Below are 18856 nucleotides of genomic sequence, written 5' to 3'. Positions count from 1 at the left end.
TTCGAGCCATGATTCGAGATGGCACCCTCCACGCGGAGATGAAAGCGCTCATCTCGGAGTTTCAATCTATGTTGGACGATGCCATTTTACAGGCCTACATCACTCCTGCCCAATTCGTGGAAATAACTTCAGATGATTGCGAGTCAAACGCAGAGGTCGTAGTTCGTCTCGAAAGGATACGAAATGAGGTTTTCCCACGACCGAGCGACCAGCAGGCGCCGCCGGATGACAGCTAGCAATTCATTCAATCCGAACCCGCTTCGAGGGTTGACTTAATCTAGGCGTTAGGTCGTATAACCATGCACGTCAGCTATCCGATAGTAAAAAAGCGCCGGGAACTCTGTCGCCTGCGACTGCCTCTTGCCGTATGCGAGGCATACGTCGTCGGCCTAATGGACACGGCGCATCATTTGGAGGTGGAGCTGCGCCCAATCGCGCTCCAACTTGCGGCCGCAACAACTAGTGGGCTTTCCGATGACCCTTACCCACTCAGCGCCGCCACCCCGACTGAGGGACGGCTGCTCGAGTTCATGGCAGCAGAGGCCCTCGAAAAAGGGCTTGGTTTTGTATGGTGTTCGCAATGCGGTCGCGAGTTCGAAGCTGCTGGAACCATATTTGAGAGATACCAGCGTGGGCGAGGGGCACTTGAGGGCAGTGAGGGCCGTCGTTTCTACTGCGGGTCATCTGCTCATCTGCTGCTTGCGGTAGTTGACCTACGGGCCTAACAATTCATTCAAGCTGGCGCTCTTGACGCGGCTTAGACTCAGGCATGAGCCGCCGTGGCAAGTATCGGGCACGATCGGTGCTTAAGGAGTTTCGATGAGAACAAATAGCTACTACCTAGTCCGCCCCAAATCGTCACTTGTTCAACTCACTACCGACATGGATGAACTGTCCAGAGATGTTTTGAGGGAGTCTCAGCTTTGGCAAAGCCCCGAGGGCGGAAAAAGCCTATGGACCCTGGAGGATTACGCTCTCCGAGCAAAGTTGGCATTCCTCATATACCTCAAGACGGAGTACAGAGGCGCCCCTGGCGTTGATCTCGTTCTGTCAGGGGCAAAAATCGGGGGCGCTCTTTTTGATAGCCACTGGGAGATCGAGCCCTTAGAACTCAAGGGTGATGTGAATGAGATATCTATCAGCTTGTTGGATAGAGCAGAGGTTGATCTTTCTGGGCAAGAGATTGTCGACAGTTGGCTGCAAGGCCGGGTCCGCCGAGTTGCACCCTCGGCGGCGGACTGACCATGGGCTGAGGTGGCACGCGGCCTAAGAATCCATTCAAGTTAAAGCCGCCTCGCAGGGCGGCCTAGTTCATGCGCGAGATCACTCGGAGAATTCATGCCGCTGCTGTACTACTTATGCGTGGGCCTATTTATTGCCGTCATAGCGAGCGATTGGTTGCTGGCCAGGAAGGTCCGAAAAGCGGTGGAGTCGCAACGATTGAGCTACCCGGATCTCGGAAATGTCCGCTTCGGCGGCTCACCAGTGGGAATCGTCCTCAACCTCTTCCGCATGCGAAAGGTACCCACGGCCGATGATCTATCGGACCCGGACCACATCGCCATTCGGCGGCACTACCGCATTCACCAAATTCTCATCGTATTGTTGGCTACTTGTATCGTGACGGGCTTCTTTCGCAGGATAATGTCCTAGCTAATCATTCTAGCTGAGGCCGCTCCTCGGGCCGGTTCCACTCTGGCGATAGGTGCAACATGAAGTGCATGATCGTCTTTCTATTTTTGTTGACGGCTTCTGCGCCAACTGCAGCATGCTCGATCGTTCTATTTCCTCCCGATTACGAGTTCGAGCGCAGTGAAATTGTTGTATTGGCGCGGCCAGTAGCGGTTTCATTCCGGCCCCGACAAGCCGCTGATCTTCGTTACGCCGAGAGCTTCCGCGAAACTGTTTTATGGGAGGTCCTTCTCGGCTGGAAAGGGGGGCGAAAATCCGGGGATAGGTTCACTACTCGCCGCACTTTTCCAGCGTCGCCATGCAACTACGAGGTTCGCCTGTCCGATAAGAACGCTTACCTCCTGTACGGCAACGGACAGGAACCATATAAGCACTTCCGCCTGATACCTGCCGCAGAGTCGTCTTATTACATCCGACATTTATCCAAGAAGGCTGTGCGATGAATCGGGCAGGCTCGAACCCAGTCGAGAACATGCTGGAGCAGTGATTTGAGTTCGCGGTGCGGCATTTTGGCTTGCAGGGGCGACGATTGGTGCAGTTCCTGCTGACAGTTCATTCAAGTCGAAGCCGCTTCGCGGCTCAGCTTAATTTAGGCGTCTTGACCCAAAGTGAGAATTGTAACTCTTGAGACAAGTGCAGCGGTTCCCTTTCGGCTTGGAGTGGGCTCGTGTTCTTTCGAGGTCGCGCCACCCGAGGTCCGAAATCGTTTGGCATCGGGTCGCTTGTGGCACCTTGTTGCGTGGACAGATGAGGCTGCCGGAACTGCTGGCCTATGTCACAAGGGGCGCTGCATGAGCGTTACTTGGCCAGCTGCCCGTATTTCCATTGGGTCAATGCAGCGAGCCAAAGGGCCGGGCTTCGTCGCGCTTGAGATTTCCGCTCCCAAGGGATCTCCAGTCGCAGTCCTACATTCTGATAGCTATAGTGAACCCCTGCTATCGTGGCTTGTCCTCCACCGGGCAGCCCTATCGTCCATCTTTGGTTGTGCTGTTGAGATTGAGAACTGGGGCTCGGACTACTAGGTTTGGCCCTAACAATTCATTCAAACCGAATTCGCTTCGCGGGTCGGCTTAATTCAGCGTTAGGCTGTCATGCGACTGACGACCGTAAATCCGTTGCCATACACACCGAAGGACGAACTCGAACGCGAGCTATGCGACCGGGTGAGGACTTTGTCGGGCGAGATGGTCATTCAGGTATGGACGCCCAATTCATATCCGTACGAGGACGTTCACGGGAACCAGGTAGCCCTTGACGCCGACTACGAAATCAAAACCGGTCGACTCAGTGAAGGGCTGGTTGCGAGCGGGAGCATCTATCGCGCTTTCGTTCGCGATGGAAGGCTTGATATCGAACCTGAAGGGGCATGGAATGAGTGAGGCATCAGGCCAAGTCCGTCGTTCCAGCGGGCCGCCTGCGGCGGCCGCTGAACTCAAACGTTAGGCGCCGCATGAAGGTCTATGACAACTCGCCAAAGCCCGGGCGCATTTGGTCTATCGAGATCTCCTCGTCGATCGGTAGACGAACTGCTGCACGCATCGTTTCAAGCATTCCGGGTGTGCTGGTGACGCAGAAGCCAGGTGTCCTGTTTGGCTTTCGCGGTAAGCCCTTCTGTCGCTTTCAGTTAAACGGCCGCAATTTCACGATTGAGTCGACCTGGCCCGCCGGGGAGCGATTTGAGATCAGCCCTGACCCTCGTGGTTGGGCGACAGAGCTCTTGGTGGTTCGTGAGGCATTGCTTGCATATCAAGCAGGCGGGGCCTAACAATTCATTTGTGCCGAGCTCGCTTTGCGGGTCGGCTTTATTCAGGCGCTAGGCTTCTATGCGAAGTGGCACCGCTTTTTTGGTAGTTGTTCTGCTCGCAGCTTGTGCACCAGAGCATGCAGAACCTCAAGTTACCGATCCTGCGTCAGGTGACTTCATCGGCGTTGCCTACTACGACCGTAACAATGATGGTGTCGCGGACTTCGAGCTGCATTTACGTGGCTGTGATGACTGTGACTGGGCCCTAGTGGACAAAGATTTCAACGGGCGCTACGAAATGCACGCACGCTGGGGCTTTTCATTGATCCGGAAGTCTGTAGACATTCCCGTTCCCCTTGCTGTTGAACTGAGAACTGGCCAATCACCACCTTACGGCTGGATGGACTGATCTCTAAGGGGACTGCAATTCGTTCATGCCGAGACCGCTTCGCGACTCGTCTGAAATGGTGAGGTGTGTCATCACGCCGCGCCGCGCAGCGGTCCGGCTTAACTCAGGCGTTAGGTGGCACTCATGGAAACAATGGGAAATCCTTGTGCTCGTCTTCTGGTTGAGATACCCGCGGAGCGCTACCGGCTCCTCACAGCAGCAGGGCGTGCTCCGCAGATCGGAGACATGGTGGTTCTGGATCAGGGGTTCACCGGCGAAGATGGTCTGCCGATGGTGTTGGCGTACTTCCCGGCCGTTGGGAACGACTGCCTATATGAGGTGGAAGTGTATGAATCGGAGTTGGAATAGCGAGTCGGAGATGTTGCTCACGGTCGGTGGGCACCTGTCACCTGACAGTTCATTCAATCCGAATCTGTTCCGCGGGTCCGCTTAGTTCAGGCGTTAGACGGCACATGTTGAATCCTGCATACCTTGAAGATCAGTGGTACCAGTACCGCAAACGCCAACAATTGCATCTGCGTTCGCTTCCGGCTTCTGTAGCAATTGGTCTGGCTGGTGGTTTCTTGGCTAGCGCACTTGGCGTGGACTGGGTCTTCTATGTACTGGCCTTCTTCGCGGTATTGGCCCCCGCGCTGACGGCAAACTACGTCTGGCTATTTCGTTGCCCCCACTGCGACAATCGATTTGCCTCGGGCACGTTCTGGCGTAATCCCTATACTCGCAAGTGCTTGCACTGCGGTAGGGCGGTCGGCAGTGTCGCCTAACAATTCATTCAAGCCGAACCCGCTTCGCGGCTCGGCTCAACTCAGGCGTTAGGATTCGCATGAGCGATCAGCGCGAGCGAGATAGGATTGATGTACTCATCGGCGCCTTCTTTTCGGCCTTCGACAATCGCGGTGGTGTTCTGCCGGAGCTGAAACGTGTCGTTGACTGCTTCAGTGATAAGGCGGTTATTGTTCGCCATTCTAAAGCCGCGACAGCTATCTACACTCCACTCGAGTTTGCGTTGCCGCGTATTGATTTGCTTGCAAATGGCACGCTGCGAGACTTTCACGAGTACGAGACCGACTCAAGTACATCCATTTTTGGCGGCATAGCGACTCGCACATCACGCTACAGCAAGCTCGGGATACTCAACGATCGCGACTACTCGGGATCAGGCACCAAGTGCTTCCAGCTTGTAGATCTAAGCGATGGGTGGCGCATATCCTCGCTTGCCTGGGTCGACGACGATGCCTGACAATTCATTCAAGCCGAAGTCGCTTCGCGGGACGGCCCAGTTCAAGCGTAAGGCCTTATGATAAGTACACAAGCGCTAGAAGCAGCCGAGAGAGCACGAGACAGCATCGCACTAAGAGCAGCGCTCTGCGCGGGGCAAATTCCTCCAAGCGCTCTCCGTCGGTTGTTGTTGGAGGACTGGCATGACGTTCACGAGGACATAGTTTTCAGCATCGATCAAAGCGGCGACGAGTCTGCTATAGGTGCCATTGCCCAAGCGGTAAATATTCCGTTTCCTCACTTGATCCGTTGGGGAAATCTCCATGAGTTTCAGCGAAAGTGTGCCTTTGCTCTTGTCGGGATTGGAACGCCATCAGCCCATGCGGCCCTTGAGGTTATGGCATCAAGTGCTGATCCATTTCTACGCCGGTATGGAGAAGAGGGTCTATTCAAATGGTAGTCGTAGGATTCCGCTAAGGCCTGACGGCTCATTCAAGCCGATACAGTTTTGAGAGTCGGCTTAATTCAGGTATTGCGCCACATGTTGACAATTCAAGCGCTGAATTTGCGATGGATCCAGGGCGCGCCGGATGATCCGCTAGACCAGTGCGCCCATGGCGAAATGATGATCACCGTCAATGGTGTGGAGCTAGTTACCGCTAAGGATGGGGAGCTGACCCTCAGCGGCGCGGCCTTCTTTCTTCTGCGCACTCTCAAGTCCTCCCATACAGCGACCACCTCTGTAACGGACGGCAATCATCTTCTTCCGTGCTGCGCTTTCAACGCGTGGCCCGCTGGCGAGGGCGGGGCGCTGATTCTCCTCGGTTGTGGAGTAGGGATCGATTTCAGCGTGGAGCATCTTGCGGATGACCAGGTCCGAATCGCTCGCGGGGTAGCCGCCGTCACTGTTGAGGTCGCGGTCTGGCGCGCGGCGGTTATACAGTTTGCAAGGCAGATTGACGCCTTTTATGCTTCATCTACACCCAAAGTCGAGATCGACGATGCTTTTGATCGCAAAGGCTGGGCGCTGTTCTGGGCTGAATGGCGCGCCCTCATCGGCAAGTACGCAGACGCGGCCTAACAATTCATTCAAGCCGAATCCGCTGGGCGGGTTGGCTTGGTTCAAGCGTTAGGCAGTACATGACGGATCGTTTTTGCCCAGGCTGTGGTGCTCTTCTGGTTCTCTCGATCTCGGAGGGGTCGAGATCGGTTTCTTGCAGCGAGTGCTCTTGGGCTGTTACCACGACCAACTATGACCTTCCTCAGTGGGATAAAACCCAGTACCGGATTCGCTTGGTCACAACCAATGGCCATCTGGCTAAAGCAGCGGCTTGTGTCGCTGCAGAACTTGGCATTACCGGTCGACAAGCACTCCAAATCCTAAGAGATGGCCAGCAACTCGGCACAATGCTTACTGCAATGGATGTGCTTCGGATCGATAGCAAGTTGACCCCTCAGGGGTTCTGCCTATCAACGGAGCCGCCATTTCCCTGGGGCCTCACCGGCGGTGGGTTCTAGCAATTCATTCAAGCCGAAGTCGCTTCGCGGGACGGCTTAATTCAGGCGCTAGCGCTAGGGAATAGACATGGCAAACGGTGAGAGGAAGCAAGCTCTGGCTTTGCTAGTCCTGGCTATCTTCTGGTTTGGGGTTGCGTGCGCGTTCCGTGACGGTCTCGGTCTTGTTGTCTTCTTAGCCCTTGGACTGGCTACTATCGTGCAACTCATTCGGGTTGCGCTGCGTGGTGGCGACAACAAGACCCTCAGGCAACTCGGGTCGGCGTTCAAAGATGCGTTCTGGGGAATAGGGTGAAGCTCAAGGAGCTGCTTGCATCGCCCGTCGAGCCTGAACAATCATGCAAGTCGAAGCCGCTTTGTGGGTCGGCTCAATGTCGGCGTTTGGCCTTGTAGGGGGGGCGCATGAATCTGGAGACGATTGAGATCAAAGCGTTTGTTCCGGCTCGGGAGCTTGCCGAGTCCATAGCTTTCTACGAGGCGCTCGGCTTCGAAGCGACGATGGAGTCGGATGAGCTCGCTTATCTTCGTTTTGGTAAGACCTCATTTCTGCTTTCGCAGTTCTACAATCCGGAGCATGCAAACAACTTCGTAATGCACATGCTTGTCTCAAATGCAGACGATTGGTATCGGAACGTCGAAGCGTCGGATGTAGTCGCAAAGTTCGCGGTTCGCCTTAGTCCGCCAGATGATAGGCCCTGGGGGATCAGGGACTTCACACTCATCGATCCTACAGGTGTGCTTTGGCGCATTGGACACGTCATTCCGGCTGAACCCTAGCTATTCATTCAAGCTGAAGCCGTTAGGCGGCTCGGCTTAATTCAGGTGTCAGGTCGCATGGAAGGCTATCGGTTTAAGTCAACCCTGTTTGACATAGAGCCGGGCGAGGATGAGCTGATCAATCCTCGCATGTACGGCAGGCAGCTTGCTGCGTGGCTGAAAGTCCAATTGGAGGGGCGTGGCTATGTCGTCGAGCCTGTCATTGATGAGGATTGGGGGCGCTGCCTGGTGTGCTTGCGAGCCCCTTTCATGTTGTGGGTCGGTTGCGGGAGTGTCGCTGACTACGACACCGCAAAACCGGGAGACCCGCCACCCGCCAAGGAGGACGTGATCTGGCATTGCTTTCCGGAGGCTGAGGTCTCTCTCTGGAAGCGCCTCTTCAGAAGAATCGACACTACTGTGGCGGTCGCGAAACTCGATGCGGATCTACGGGCCATCCTGGCGGGCGAGTCTCGTATCGTTCTTATGGACGTTTAAGATGCGGTCTGATGGTCATTCAGGCCGAAAGGGATTCGCGCGCTCAAGCCGAATGTCATCGCGCGTGTATGCCTATCTGACGGTCTCCGTTTTCCTGCGGGCCGGAAGCGGTGACGGCTCTCGTAGGTCTTCCTATGACGCGCATCAGGCTATCCAGTGATGGCGCACACGGCTATATTCGTGAATCACGAGTACGCCGATCGGTCGCTTCTCACGCGAGACATTCAAAACTATTGGGGGTTTTGTGCTTTTTTTTGTGTTCGCTTTGATCTTTCTTGCCTGTCTAGGCATCGCAAAAGTTATCAATTCGGCGCGGCGAACTCTGACCGTCAACGGCGCCGCCATCTATTTGGTGCTGGCAGGGGCGTTTATAGTGTTTAACCTCGTCATGGCGTCGCGCTCGGATCTAGGGCCGTACCAGTTGGGGCGCGCGTTAGGGCGCAGCGTCGCGCCCGCTGCCTTTGTGGGGTTTATAGCGCTCTACTACTTCTTCAAGTTTAGGTCCGACAAGATTCATGAGCGAATCAAGAAGCTGCGCGATCAAGGCTTGCGTGATCGCGACTAGCGATTAGTTCAATCGGCCGCTTCGCGGCGTGGCTTAGTTCAGGCGTTAGGCTCGCACCGAATGACACTTTTCATCCATGTGCCCCGCGATGCTACCCCGGAAACTCTGCGGCATATGTGCCTTGACTACAATTGGGATGACGGCTTTGCTTTTCCACAAGCGATCGCAGATCACCCAAATTGTGATCTTGCAGTAGCTCTTGAACTGTTCTGGCTTTCTAACGCCATTTCGATTTACCTCGGAGAGGTATCTAACGGCGCGTACAACGAAGACTGGCGATGCTTCTGTAGCTCGATCACTCAACGAATTTTGAGTGGGCACTATGTTCAAGGCGCAACTTCGTTCCAGGTCCCGCTGACCAAGGTTCAGATCTATAAGTACCGAAAGCTCGGCGTGCCTAGCCTACTTCTTGGTGGCAGTTGGTCGGTCTGATAGTTCGTTTGAACTGGAGCCGCTTCGCGGTTCGGCCTCATTCGCGCGTTATTCGTAAAGCGAACTTGCCATGAGACTTGTAGGAAGAATTTCAGGCTGGAACGAGGAAAAAGGATACGGCTTAGTCACGCCGCATGCCGGTGGCGGCAGCGTCCGTGCCTTTGTTCATATCAAAGCATTCCAGCCCGAGTCTCGTCGCCCTGTTGACGGAGACCTCATCTCGTACTCGGTGTCTAAGGACGATCGCGGCCGCGCGAACGCAGTGGATGTGCGTTATGCCGGTCAGAAGATCGAGCAACGCAAGTCATCCAGGCCAATGCCAAGGTTGGCGATCGGCGTTCTATTCTTGCTTGCAAGCGCATTTGCCGCGTTCTTCGGTTTCATCCCGTTTGCAATCATCGCGGGCTACGCGCTGCTGAGTTGCTTGTCTTACATCATGTACTCGGTAGACAAGGCTGCAGCGGGGAAGGGCATGCAGCGCACTCCGGAAAGCACGCTGCATTTCGTGGATGCGCTTGGCGGCTGGCCTGGCGCGCTCATGGCGCAGCAACGGTTTCGCCATAAGACCGTGAAGACATCGTTTCAATCGGTTTTCTGGGTTACCGTTCTCATTAACATTGTTGCTACTATTTGGCTTATACGCAGTGGTGCCGCGAGGTCGTTGACAACCGCACTTCTCGGCAGCTAACGATTCACTCAAGTCGACGCCGCTTGGCGGCGCTGCTTAATTCAGGCTTTTGCGCTTATGTCCGATACCCCCAGCGTTTGGGAAGGTGTGCCTTCGGCCCTGCTGGGCGCATGGCGCCAAGCCTTTTCCGAAGCCCCCGCGCGGATATGCGTCGCCCATCCTTGTCCTGTGTGTGGCGAGCGCAGGCTTCTTAGGTGGCATGACGGCGGCCGGGGCCTTTGGGAGTGGTGTCAATCCTGTCTCAGCTATGAGCATTCAACAGCGCGGGCTCCGGCAGGTTGGGAGCCGGAGTTGGACATTTTTCCTGTTGGTGCGACGGCGGAGCCAATCGCAATCGCTAGCGCATTGCGTGAAGCAGGATTCATATGAGAGATAGCTGTTTGTTCCGGCCAAAATTGCTTCGCGGCTGGGCTTGGTTCGGAGTTGAGGTGGCTATGGTGTTTCGTAACTTGATGTTTTATTTACTTCTTTTGCTGGCTTCCATGGAGGTTGCTGCTCAGCCGGATCAGAGTCCTAAAGTCGGTTGGCTCGTTGGGACCTGGGTTCTTTGCGAAGATCCCGACAATAGCCCCAAGGACTCATTGCAGTTCAACGAAGACGGGACGGGTATGGTCATCCGGGCCAAAGGCAGCATCGAGTTTTTGCATAGGCATTCTGGTCGATCTGTGTCTCTCCTCGCTAATGCGAACGGTTACGCGATCCCTATAGAGCTATCTGCTTCGCCTGCGTACGACCAATTGCTGCTGCATAGCGACAAGACCGGCAATACGGCAAGTTATGTGCGCGCCGATAGCCAGCTGGTCAGCGGCTGCGGCATCCGGTGAAAGCCTCTGGCAATTCGTTCAATCCGACCCCGCTGTGTGGGTCGTCTTCGCTCGCGTGTTAGTAGGCAGGAGTAGGTTCATGGCGAGATCAAAGCGCAAGACGCCTGTCAGTGGGGTTACATCAGCGACGTCCGAAAAATCCGACAAAGCAGCATCGCACCGCAAGATCAGGCGTGCTGTTCGTCAGATCGTTCCGGTCACACCCGAAGCAGTGCTGCCGCTTGAAAAGGAACTTACCAACACGTTCTCTATGGACAAAGACGGAAAGGCCCGCTTCGATCCTGCGGAATCACCGGAGTTGCTGCGCAAATGAGGGCCTGTCTGTCCAGGTCGGAACCCATTTCATCCAAACAGAGCGCTTCGCGGCTCGGCTTAACAGGTGCTATGCAATCATGAAGCTCAGTGACATCGAGAAACTAGCGCTTGAGCTAAACGAGCTTTACGAAAAGCTCGAGATCAAAAGGTATGGGCGTGTCTGGAGCACAGAAGAGCTTGCGCTCGGCTTCGTGGGCGATGTGGGCGATCTGGCAAAGCTGATTCAGGCGAACGCGGGCATCAGACATATCGACGACTGCAAAGCAAAGCTCGGCCATGAATTGTCGGACTGTTTATGGTCCATTATTGTGCTTGCAAATAAGTGCGGCATCGACTTGGAGGCGGAGTTTGTCAAGAACACCGGCGAGCTGGTTGCACATGTATCCGGCGAGCTGGGTGCATAGCCATTGGTTCATCCGACGCCGCATCGCGGCTCGGCTCAATTCGGGCGTTAGGCCTGTTGCCAGCCATCGAAGATGCTCGAAAGGCCTTAACTCGCTTCCAAATCGCTCGTTTGTTTTCTTTTCGATGCTCGTAAGTCCAACCCTCGCGCATGCTTCAGACCCCACGGAGTTGGCGATATTCCTCTATGCGGTTCTCGCCGTGGTCTTTGCCATCGTCTTTGCTATCACTTGGTTATTGACCAGGCGCATGTCCAAACAATGGCTCAAGATATCGATCAGGGCGGCGGTAGTTCTCCTCTTCTGGACACCTGTTCCATTGGGAGGCGCAGGCTATTGGTGGCCTGTGCCCTTCGCGCTGTTCGCTTAGTGAGTTGCAGAGGACATGAATGACCTTGGCGATGCTAGGCCGGGGTTGTCCGTAGATGGATCGCGTCGTGATCGGGCCCCGTCGTGGCCATTACGCTCGGCGATGCGCGCGTGGCGCGCTAGGCTGGCATTCCGGTTTCAGGCGGATTTGCGATGACGATACGGGCGGTGGTGTTCGACGTGTACGGCACCTTGGTGCGCATCGGCGAACGGCGCGCGCCGTTCCGGGCGTTGCTGGCGCGCATGGAGGCGGCCGGGCGGGCGCGACAGGCCGGCGACGCCGCTACGATCATGAGCCGGCGGCTCGACCTGGCTGACGCCGCGGCGCTGCTCGGGGCCGATCTTTCCGCGTCGGAGCTGGCCGCGCTGGAGGGCGAGCTGCAAGCCGAACTAGCATCGGTGCGCCTGTTCCCCGACACCCTGGGCGTGCTGCAGGCCCTGGCCGGGCGGGGCCTCAAGCTCGGCCTGTGCTCCAACCTGGCCGCGCCCTATGCGGCGCCGGTGCTGGCTCTGCTGCCGCCCTTGGACGCCTACGCCTGGAGCTTCGAGGTCGGCGCGATCAAGCCCGAACCGGCCATTTATGCCCACGTCTGCCGCGAGCTGGGCTGTGAGCCCGCGCAGGTGCTGATGGTGGGCGATACGCCCGAAGCCGATCTGCACGGCCCGCGCCGGTTCGGCATGCGTAGCCTGCTGCTGCGGCGCGAGGGGGCGAGGCTGGGCGATGAGGCGGCCGACCCGATTTCCGACCTCGGCGGGGTGTTGGAGGCGCTGGACGTCCCGTGAACCGCAGGAGATGCGAGCCCGTTCCTGCGTCGGAATAGCCCATTGCTGCGCTCGCATGGCGGTGTTCGTGTCCGGGGCGAGCCGGGACGGGCCGCAGTTGGCGGTGCGTGGCGATGCGGTTCGCTGCGCTCACCACATCGTACGTCGGGCTACTCCGGTGGCCGGCTGGCGTTGCCTTTGCCTGTATCGCGATGAATGCATCGCCATCTTCGCGAGCCTGGAGCCCGCCGGATTTGGCCGGCGTTTCAAGTGCGCGGCGTATTCTTCATAGGCAGGACGCATCGTCGCAGGACCGCGATGCGAAGACGCGAAGCAGGTCGCATTCCGCGGCGCTGCGCTGCACGGCGACGTGACGGCATTCGCAGATGCAAAACGCGTGCTGGTGTGTGATTGCACGCGCAGGGGGAATGCAATGAAATCCGTTAAATCGCTTCGAGCCGACCGGCTGGACCGTGCTCTGCGCTGGACCTTGGGCCTGGTCCTGATCGCGGCGGTAGCCTGGGCCTGGGCCCACGGCGGCAGCACGCTCTAAGCTGCTCTGTCGATAGGGGCGCCCTGGCGCACTTTGGCCATCGTTACGCGTCGCCCTCGGCGTCGCGGCCGTTCGATGGCGCCGATGCGGTGCGCCTAGGGCTTACCGCATCCTACGGACCTATCGATTGGGCGCGCCCTGGCGCGCTATCGCCATCTTTACGCATTGCCCTCGGCGTCGCGGCCGTTTCGATGGCGCCGATGCGGTGCACCTAGGGCTTACCGCACCTACGGGGGCTGCCTGCGGCTCACCGCCGGGCGGCTTCGAGCTAGTCGAGATAGGCGTGGAGCGCCGCGATCATGTCGCGCCGGCGCAGCAGGAAGTCCCACAAGCTGCCGCCCAGCTGACGCCACAACACCGCCGAGCGCACTGCCGCCAGGAGCACCGCGCGCACTTCCGCGACCACGTTGGCCTGGCCAAGGTAATGCGGGTTGCCCTGCACCAGCACGCGCGGGCGCAGGTGGCTCAGGGTTTCGGCGTACAGCCCGCCCAGCGCGGCCAGTACGTCCGGATGCGCGCTGCCCAGACGTTCGGCGGCGCCGGACTGGGCGCGGATGCCGGCCTGGACGCGTTCGGCCATGGCCGAGTCGCGCACGAAACGGCGCTCCAGCTGCATCACCGCCATCGCCAGGCGCGGCAGTTGCTCGTCCTTGGTGTCGTTGACGAAGTAGTCGCGCAGCAGCACCAGGCCGGGGCGCAGGGCCTCGGTGCCGCCGTAGACCTGGGCGGGCGAGGCGGCGTCGATGCGGAACACCGAGTCCAGCGCCGTGCCCAGCACCGCGGCGTTGGCCTGGCCGGTGTCGGCGATGCGGCGGACCTGGGCCAGGGCCTGGACCAGGCCGGCGAGGGCGAGCACGCGCTCGGAAATCGCCGAGGCAGCGGGGGAGGCGGTGGAGCTCATGCGGCATTGACCTTCAAATGTTGTTCCAGCGGCGCGTCGGTGGCGGCGATCACGGCGCCGCCCAGACAGACCTCGCCGTCGTACAGCACCAGCGATTGACCGGGGGTGACCGCGCGTTGCGGGCGCGCGAAGCGCACCTGCAGGCGGCCGTCGTCCAGCACTTCGACCTCGCAGGCCTCGTCCGGCTGGCGGTAGCGGGTTTGCGCGCTGCAGGCGAAGCGCCGCGCGGGCGGCGCGCCGTCGATCCAGTGCGCGGTTTCCGACCACAGCGCCTGCGAACGCAGCCAGGGGCTGTCGCTGCCCTGGTCCACGTACAGCACGTTGCGGGCGACGTCCTTGCCGACCACGTACCAGGGCGCCGCCTCGTAGCCGCGCACGCCGCCGATATTGAGGCCTTCGCGCTGGCCGAGGGTGAAATAGAACACGCCGGCGTGGCGGCCGATCGCGCGGCCGTCGGCGCGCTCGCCGTCGACGGCGCGGATCTCGCCTTCGCGCGCGGGCAGGTAGCGCGACAGGAACTCGCGGAAGTCGCGCTCGCCGATGAAGCAGATGCCGGTCGAGTCCTTCTTGGCCGCGGTCGGCAGGCCGGCGTCCTGGGCCATCTGGCGCACGTCGCGCTTGATCAGGTCGCCCAGCGGGAACAGGGTGGACGCCAGCTGGGTTTGGCCGAGCTGGTGCAGGAAATAGCTCTGGTCCTTGCCGCGGTCGGCTGCGCGCAGCAGGCGCTGGCGGCCGCCGACGCGCTCGACCCGCGCGTAGTGACCGGTGGCGATGAATTCGGCGCCCAGCTCGTGGGCGGCGTCCAGGAAGTGCTTGAACTTGATTTCGCGGTTGCACAGCACGTCCGGGTTGGGCGTGCGGCCGGCCGCGTATTCGGCCAGGAAGTGGGTGAACACGCCGTCCCAGTACTGGCTGGAGAAATCGCGGAAGTGGATGGGCAGGCCGAGCCGGCCGCAGACCGCGACCGCGTCGCGGCGGTCGTCCTCGGCCCGGCAGTCGCTCTTGCCGGCCGCTTTCGGCTTCCTGCCTTCAGCGGCACTCGCGCTGTCCTGCGCATCGTCATCGGCCCAGTTCTGCATGAACAAGCCCGCGATAGGCTCGCCGGCATCGCGCAGGCGCAGCGCGGCGACCGACGAATCGACGCCGCCGGACATGCCCACCACGGTGCGTAGCGAAGCCACTGCGTTCAATCCAGGTGCTGCATCAGGTCCAGCGGGTGGCGGCGCCCGGCCAGGAAATCGCTGGCGGTGCGCCAGACCAGGGGGCTGCGGTGGCGCGCGGACTCGGCCTGCAGCTCGTCCGGGGTCAGCCAAAGGGCGCGCACGATGCCTTCGTCCAGGCGCCGGTTCGGGTCGTGCACCACCGGCACCGCGGCGAAGGCGAAGCGCAGGTAGTGGCGGCCGCCACTGCCGTCGGGCTGCAACGGTGCTTTCCACTGGTAGGCACCGACGAAGCCGGTCAGGCGCACGTCCCAGCCGGTTTCCTCGCGGGTTTCGCGCAGGGCGGCGTCGACCAGGCTCTCGTCGGGCTCGAGATGGCCGGCAGGCTGGTTGATCACCAGGCGCCCGCCGACCGTCTCCTCGACCACGAGCAGCCGCCCGCCGTCGACCACCACCGTGGCCACGGTGACGTCCGGCTGCCAGAAGCGGCCCTCGCGGTAGCTCATCAGAACTCGTCCTTGCCCGGGGTCAGCTCGGATTCCATCAGGTCGGCCGCGCGCAGGGCGTAGTCCAGAGCGTCATCGAGCTCCTCGGCCGGCGCGTCGGCGCGCAGCTTGACCACGAACACGGCCATGTTGCCCTGCTTGACCCAGCCGCCCATCTTGCTGGACTGGCTGTCCTCGAGCAGCTTGTTGGCCAGCTCGGCCGGGAAGGCGTCGCCCTCGGCGCGGTAGGCCGGGGCCCAGACTTCGCGGACCTTGTGCTTGCCGTAGCTCTCGGTGCGCGAGATCACGAAACCCAGCTGGCTGCGGTCGTCGTCCATCTCGAAGGTCAACTTGTAGTCGCCGTCCTCGTCCACTTCGTACTTGTACCCCAAGCCGTCCAACTGCTTGGCGATGCGCGGGTCGGCGGCGGTCGAGTGCTTGGCCTCGTCGGCCTGGGCCTTGTTGCTGGCGGCCTGGGCGGCGGCGGGCAGCAGCAGGGCGGCGGCCAGCGCGGCGGGTAGGGCCAGGGCGGTAAGGCGCATCGGGATTCCTTTCACTTGGGAGGTTGGGATGGGGCGGAAGCCGCCATTTTGCTTGCCGCGCTCTCGGGCGTCCACGGCTCGCGGCCTGCCGGCCGTATAATTTGCGTATGCCCAAACAAACCGATCACGAACACAGCCACGGCGTCATGGTGGAGACCGGGAAGCCGGAAGTCGCCCGGCCGCCGCTGTACTCCGTGCTGTTGCTGAACGACGACTACACCCCGATGGACTTCGTGGTGGAGGTGCTGATGCGCTTTTTCCCCATGAATGCCGAGAAAGCGACCCAGATCATGCTCCATGTGCACACCCGCGGCCGCGGCGTCTGCGGCGTCTTCACGCGCGAAGTCGCCGAGTCCAAGGTGGCGCAAGTGAACGAATTTTCAAGGCTGCACCAGCACCCCTTGCTGTGCACGATGGAAAAGGCTTAGAACTCTGCTGTAGCTCCGCGACGACGGGGATGGAAAAACCGCCGGCCGGCCCCAATCAAGGGTGCATACGTACTGGAGGCCCCCTCCCATGTTCAGCAAGGATCTCGAATACAGCATCGGCCAGTGCTACAAGCGCGCCCGCGAGGCGCGCCACGAGTACATGACGGTCGAACACCTGCTGCTGGCGCTTTTGGACAATCCCTCCGCCGAGGGCGTGCTCAAGGCCTGCGGCGCCGACTTCGCGCGACTGCGCAGCGACCTCGAACAGGCCATCGCGACCTCAGTCTCGGTGCTGCCCGAGGACGTCGATCGCGATACCCAGCCCACCCTGGGCTTCCAGCGCGTGCTGCAGCGCGCGGTCTACCACGTCCAGTCCTCGGGCAAGAAGGAGGTCACCGGCGCCAACGTGCTGGTGGCGATCTTCGGCGAGAAGGACTCGCACGCGGTCTACTTCCTCAACCAGCAGGACGTGGCCCGCCTGGACGTGGTCAATTACCTGTCGCACGGCATCGCCAAGCACGGCGCCGAGGACGCGGGCGGCCAGCACGAGGACGGCGAAGCCAAGCCGGCCGAGGGCGGCGAGGGCGAGGGCAAGTCCGACGCCCTGGCCGAGTTCGCGGTCAACCTCAACCAGCTCGCTCGCGACGGCCGCATCGACCCCCTGGTCGGGCGCGCCGACGAGGTCGAGCGCACCATCCAGGTGCTATGCCGCCGGCGCAAGAACAACCCGCTGTACGTCGGCGAGGCCGGCGTGGGCAAGACCGCGATCGCCGAAGGCCTGGCCAAGCGCATCGTCGACGGCGACGTGCCGATGGTGCTGGAGAACGCGACCATCTACGCCCTGGACCTGGGCGCGCTGGTGGCCGGCACCAAGTACCGCGGCGACTTCGAAAAGCGCCTCAAGGCGGTGCTGGCGCAGCTCAAGAAGCTGCCCGACGCGGTGCTGTTCATCGACGAGATCCACACCATCATCGGTGCCGGTTCCGCCAGCGGCGGCACCATGGACGCCAGCAACCTGATCAAGCCGGCGCTGTCCTCGGGCGAGCTGCGCTGCATCGGTTCGACCACGTTCCAGGAATACCGCGGCATCTTCGAGAAGGACCGCGCGTTGGCGCGGCGCTTCCAGAAGATCGACATCGTCGAGCCGACCGTGGGCGAGACCTTCGAGATCCTGCAGGGCCTCAAGCCCAAGTACGAGGCGCACCACGGCGTGACCTACGCCGACGAGGCGCTGCAGGCGGCGGTGGATCTGTCGGTCAAGCACATCGGCGACCGCCTGCTGCCGGACAAGGCCATCGACGTGATCGACGAGGCCGGCGCGCGCCAGCGCCTGCTGCCCGAGAACGTGCGCAAGAGCCTGATCGACATCGAAGAGATCGAGACCATCGTGGCCAAGATGGCGCGCATCCCGACCAAGCAGGTCTCGGCCAGCGACAAGGACGTGCTGCGCAACCTCGAGCGCAACCTCAAGATGGTGATCTTCGGCCAGGATCCGGCCATCGACACCCTGACCGCGGCGATCAAGCTCGCGCGTTCGGGGCTGGGCAATCCGGACAAGCCGATCGGCAACTTCCTGTTCGCCGGCCCGACCGGCGTGGGCAAGACCGAGGTCACCAAGCAGCTCGCGCTGCAGCTGGGCATCGAGCTGGTGCGCTTCGACATGTCCGAGTACATGGAGCCGCATTCGGTCAGCCGCCTGATCGGCGCGCCTCCGGGCTACGTCGGCTTCGACCAGGGCGGCCTGCTGACCGAGAAGATCGTCAAGACCCCGCACTGCGTGCTGCTGCTGGACGAGGTCGAGAAGGCGCATCCGGACATCTTCAACATCCTGTTGCAGGTCATGGACCGCGGCACCCTGACCGACACCAACGGTCGCGAGGCCAACTTCAAGAACGTGATCCTGGTGATGACCACCAACGCCGGCGCGGCGCAGGCGGCGCGGCGCACGATCGGCTTCACCCAGCAGGACCATTCGACCGACGCCATGGAAGTGATCCGTCGCAGCTTCACCCCGGAATTCCGCAACCGCCTCGATGCGGTGGTGCAGTTCCAGGCGCTGGGCTTCGATCACATCCTGCGCGTGGTAGACAAGTTCCTGATCGAGCTGGAAGCGCAGTTGCACGAGAAGAACGTCACCCTCAGCGCGACCCCGACCGCGCGCGACTGGCTGGCCCAGCACGGCTTCGATCCGCTGATGGGCGCGCGTCCGATGGCGCGCGTGATCCAGGACAAGATCAAGCGCCCGCTCGCGGACGAGTTGCTGTTCGGCAAGTTGATCGGCGGCGGCCGCGTCAGCATCGACGTCAAGGACGACGAGCTGGTGGTCGAGGCCCAGGCCGAGCCGGAGAAGCTGTTGCCGGTCACGGTGTGATCCGACGGCGCCGCGGTGTTCGCGCGGTGTCAGGCGATACGAAACAGGCGGCCGGATGGCCGCCTGTTTTGGTTTGGGTCTCTCGTTACGCTATGACGGCCGATCGCGGCGCTACTCCAGCCCGCTTCGCCGCGTGCCGGTCCTCTCGCGGGTGGATTGTCGCGTAGCGAGGAGGAGCAAATCCTCCCCAACCCTCCTTTTTCAAAGGAGGGGGCGAAGGCGGGGGCC

General features: G+C 60.5%; 21 protein-coding genes. 17 read left to right on the top strand and 4 right to left on the bottom strand.

Annotation, left to right across the window (positions count from 1 at the left end):
* The first annotated feature begins 882 nt into the window (after positions 1-882).
* The 15 genes from ASE43_RS02750 (at position 883) to ASE43_RS02700 (ending at position 12209) form a co-directional block, all read left to right on the top strand.
* On the top strand, positions 883-1242 hold the full coding sequence (locus tag ASE43_RS02750) for a hypothetical protein (RefSeq protein ID WP_057159388.1): 360 nt from the start codon (positions 883-885) through the stop codon (positions 1240-1242).
* Positions 1243-1338: 96 nt separating this feature from the next.
* Positions 1339-1653, top strand: coding sequence for a hypothetical protein (locus tag ASE43_RS02745; protein WP_057159387.1), 315 nt, complete (start codon positions 1339-1341; stop codon positions 1651-1653).
* A gap of 1489 nt (positions 1654-3142) precedes the next feature.
* Entirely contained in the window at positions 3143-3457 is a 315-nt protein-coding gene (locus ASE43_RS21545) for a hypothetical protein (RefSeq protein ID WP_157499638.1), read from the top strand.
* A 58-nt stretch (positions 3458-3515) separates the two neighbouring features.
* Positions 3516-3845: a hypothetical protein gene (locus tag ASE43_RS21540; RefSeq protein ID WP_157499637.1), complete on the top strand. Its 330-nt coding sequence runs from the start codon at positions 3516-3518 to the stop codon at positions 3843-3845.
* Positions 3846-4668: 823 nt separating this feature from the next.
* Positions 4669-5085, top strand: a complete 417-nt coding sequence (locus tag ASE43_RS21535; protein ID WP_157499636.1) for a DUF4440 domain-containing protein — start codon at positions 4669-4671, stop codon at positions 5083-5085.
* A gap of 519 nt (positions 5086-5604) precedes the next feature.
* Positions 5605-6144 (top strand): hypothetical protein, encoded by a 540-nt coding sequence (locus ASE43_RS02740; RefSeq protein ID WP_057159386.1) that lies wholly within the window; start codon positions 5605-5607, stop codon positions 6142-6144.
* 836 nt (positions 6145-6980) lie between these two features.
* Positions 6981-7355: a VOC family protein gene (locus ASE43_RS02730; protein WP_057159384.1), complete on the top strand. Its 375-nt coding sequence runs from the start codon at positions 6981-6983 to the stop codon at positions 7353-7355.
* Between the two features lie 57 nt (positions 7356-7412).
* Positions 7413-7832 (top strand): hypothetical protein, encoded by a 420-nt coding sequence (locus ASE43_RS02725; protein ID WP_056174861.1) that lies wholly within the window; start codon positions 7413-7415, stop codon positions 7830-7832.
* Between the two features lie 256 nt (positions 7833-8088).
* Positions 8089-8397 (top strand): hypothetical protein, encoded by a 309-nt coding sequence (locus tag ASE43_RS02720; RefSeq protein WP_157499635.1) that lies wholly within the window; start codon positions 8089-8091, stop codon positions 8395-8397.
* A 60-nt stretch (positions 8398-8457) separates the two neighbouring features.
* Positions 8458-8829 carry a DUF4274 domain-containing protein gene (locus ASE43_RS21020; RefSeq protein WP_082607057.1) on the top strand — a complete coding sequence of 124 codons (372 nt, stop codon included), beginning with the start codon at positions 8458-8460 and terminating at the stop codon, positions 8827-8829.
* A 70-nt stretch (positions 8830-8899) separates the two neighbouring features.
* The gene (locus tag ASE43_RS21015) at positions 8900-9517 is read left to right on the top strand and encodes a DUF1294 domain-containing protein (protein WP_082607056.1); all 618 of its coding nucleotides are present in this window, start codon (positions 8900-8902) and stop codon (positions 9515-9517) included.
* A gap of 365 nt (positions 9518-9882) precedes the next feature.
* Positions 9883-10341, top strand: a complete 459-nt coding sequence (locus ASE43_RS21530; protein ID WP_157499634.1) for a hypothetical protein — start codon at positions 9883-9885, stop codon at positions 10339-10341.
* Positions 10342-10420: 79 nt separating this feature from the next.
* Positions 10421-10654, top strand: a complete 234-nt coding sequence (locus ASE43_RS21525) for a hypothetical protein (RefSeq protein WP_157489277.1) — start codon at positions 10421-10423, stop codon at positions 10652-10654.
* Positions 10655-10733: 79 nt separating this feature from the next.
* Positions 10734-11060, top strand: a complete 327-nt coding sequence (locus ASE43_RS02710) for a nucleotide pyrophosphohydrolase (protein WP_057159381.1) — start codon at positions 10734-10736, stop codon at positions 11058-11060.
* A 519-nt stretch (positions 11061-11579) separates the two neighbouring features.
* Positions 11580-12209, top strand: coding sequence for an HAD family hydrolase (locus tag ASE43_RS02700; protein ID WP_057159380.1), 630 nt, complete (start codon positions 11580-11582; stop codon positions 12207-12209).
* Positions 12210-13009: 800 nt separating this feature from the next.
* On the opposite strand, the gene hflD is transcribed toward ASE43_RS02700, so the two are convergent.
* From hflD to ASE43_RS02680, 4 genes are read right to left on the bottom strand one after another with little or no spacing between them, the layout of a single operon-like run.
* Complete coding sequence (gene hflD / locus ASE43_RS02695; protein WP_057159379.1) at positions 13010-13642, bottom strand: high frequency lysogenization protein HflD; 633 nt, start codon at positions 13640-13642, stop codon at positions 13010-13012.
* Positions 13639-14823, bottom strand: coding sequence for a tRNA 2-thiouridine(34) synthase MnmA (mnmA, locus tag ASE43_RS02690; RefSeq protein WP_057159378.1), 1185 nt, complete (start codon positions 14821-14823; stop codon positions 13639-13641). The genes hflD and mnmA overlap by 4 nt, the downstream gene beginning before the upstream one ends.
* A 5-nt stretch (positions 14824-14828) precedes the next feature.
* On the bottom strand, positions 14829-15308 hold the full coding sequence (locus ASE43_RS02685; RefSeq protein ID WP_057159377.1) for an NUDIX hydrolase: 480 nt from the start codon (positions 15306-15308) through the stop codon (positions 14829-14831).
* Positions 15308-15829 (bottom strand): YbjN domain-containing protein, encoded by a 522-nt coding sequence (locus tag ASE43_RS02680; protein WP_056174839.1) that lies wholly within the window; start codon positions 15827-15829, stop codon positions 15308-15310. The genes ASE43_RS02685 and ASE43_RS02680 overlap by 1 nt, the downstream gene beginning before the upstream one ends.
* A gap of 107 nt (positions 15830-15936) precedes the next feature.
* Between ASE43_RS02680 and clpS the strand changes: the two genes are divergently transcribed.
* Entirely contained in the window at positions 15937-16257 is a 321-nt protein-coding gene (gene clpS, locus ASE43_RS02675; RefSeq protein ID WP_056174837.1) for an ATP-dependent Clp protease adapter ClpS, read from the top strand.
* 88 nt (positions 16258-16345) lie between these two features.
* The gene (gene clpA, locus ASE43_RS02670; RefSeq protein ID WP_056174836.1) at positions 16346-18628 is read left to right on the top strand and encodes an ATP-dependent Clp protease ATP-binding subunit ClpA; all 2283 of its coding nucleotides are present in this window, start codon (positions 16346-16348) and stop codon (positions 18626-18628) included.
* Positions 18629-18856 lie beyond the last annotated feature (228 nt).

This window comes from Lysobacter sp. Root983, from assembly GCF_001429345.1.
Lineage (GTDB): Bacteria > Pseudomonadota > Gammaproteobacteria > Xanthomonadales > Xanthomonadaceae > Lysobacter.
Note: the sequence above shows the minus strand (reverse complement) of the source record. Positions and strands in the feature narration are given on the sequence as shown.

Coding starts and splice junctions, on each gene's coding strand:
- ASE43_RS02750 (WP_057159388.1), top strand. CDS start 883: ATGGATGAACTGTCCAGAGATGTTTTGAGGGAGTCTCAGCTTTGGCAA.
- ASE43_RS02745 (WP_057159387.1), top strand. CDS start 1,339: ATGCCGCTGCTGTACTACTTATGCGTGGGCCTATTTATTGCCGTCATA.
- ASE43_RS21545 (WP_157499638.1), top strand. CDS start 3,143: ATGAAGGTCTATGACAACTCGCCAAAGCCCGGGCGCATTTGGTCTATC.
- ASE43_RS21540 (WP_157499637.1), top strand. CDS start 3,516: ATGCGAAGTGGCACCGCTTTTTTGGTAGTTGTTCTGCTCGCAGCTTGT.
- ASE43_RS21535 (WP_157499636.1), top strand. CDS start 4,669: ATGAGCGATCAGCGCGAGCGAGATAGGATTGATGTACTCATCGGCGCC.
- ASE43_RS02740 (WP_057159386.1), top strand. CDS start 5,605: ATGTTGACAATTCAAGCGCTGAATTTGCGATGGATCCAGGGCGCGCCG.
- ASE43_RS02730 (WP_057159384.1), top strand. CDS start 6,981: ATGAATCTGGAGACGATTGAGATCAAAGCGTTTGTTCCGGCTCGGGAG.
- ASE43_RS02725 (WP_056174861.1), top strand. CDS start 7,413: ATGGAAGGCTATCGGTTTAAGTCAACCCTGTTTGACATAGAGCCGGGC.
- ASE43_RS21020 (WP_082607057.1), top strand. CDS start 8,458: ATGACACTTTTCATCCATGTGCCCCGCGATGCTACCCCGGAAACTCTG.
- ASE43_RS21015 (WP_082607056.1), top strand. CDS start 8,900: ATGAGACTTGTAGGAAGAATTTCAGGCTGGAACGAGGAAAAAGGATAC.
- ASE43_RS21530 (WP_157499634.1), top strand. CDS start 9,883: ATGAGAGATAGCTGTTTGTTCCGGCCAAAATTGCTTCGCGGCTGGGCT.
- ASE43_RS21525 (WP_157489277.1), top strand. CDS start 10,421: ATGGCGAGATCAAAGCGCAAGACGCCTGTCAGTGGGGTTACATCAGCG.
- ASE43_RS02710 (WP_057159381.1), top strand. CDS start 10,734: ATGAAGCTCAGTGACATCGAGAAACTAGCGCTTGAGCTAAACGAGCTT.
- ASE43_RS02700 (WP_057159380.1), top strand. CDS start 11,580: ATGACGATACGGGCGGTGGTGTTCGACGTGTACGGCACCTTGGTGCGC.
- hflD (WP_057159379.1), bottom strand. CDS start 13,642: ATGAGCTCCACCGCCTCCCCCGCTGCCTCGGCGATTTCCGAGCGCGTG.
- ASE43_RS02685 (WP_057159377.1), bottom strand. CDS start 15,308: ATGAGCTACCGCGAGGGCCGCTTCTGGCAGCCGGACGTCACCGTGGCC.
- ASE43_RS02680 (WP_056174839.1), bottom strand. CDS start 15,829: ATGCGCCTTACCGCCCTGGCCCTACCCGCCGCGCTGGCCGCCGCCCTG.
- clpS (WP_056174837.1), top strand. CDS start 15,937: ATGCCCAAACAAACCGATCACGAACACAGCCACGGCGTCATGGTGGAG.
- clpA (WP_056174836.1), top strand. CDS start 16,346: ATGTTCAGCAAGGATCTCGAATACAGCATCGGCCAGTGCTACAAGCGC.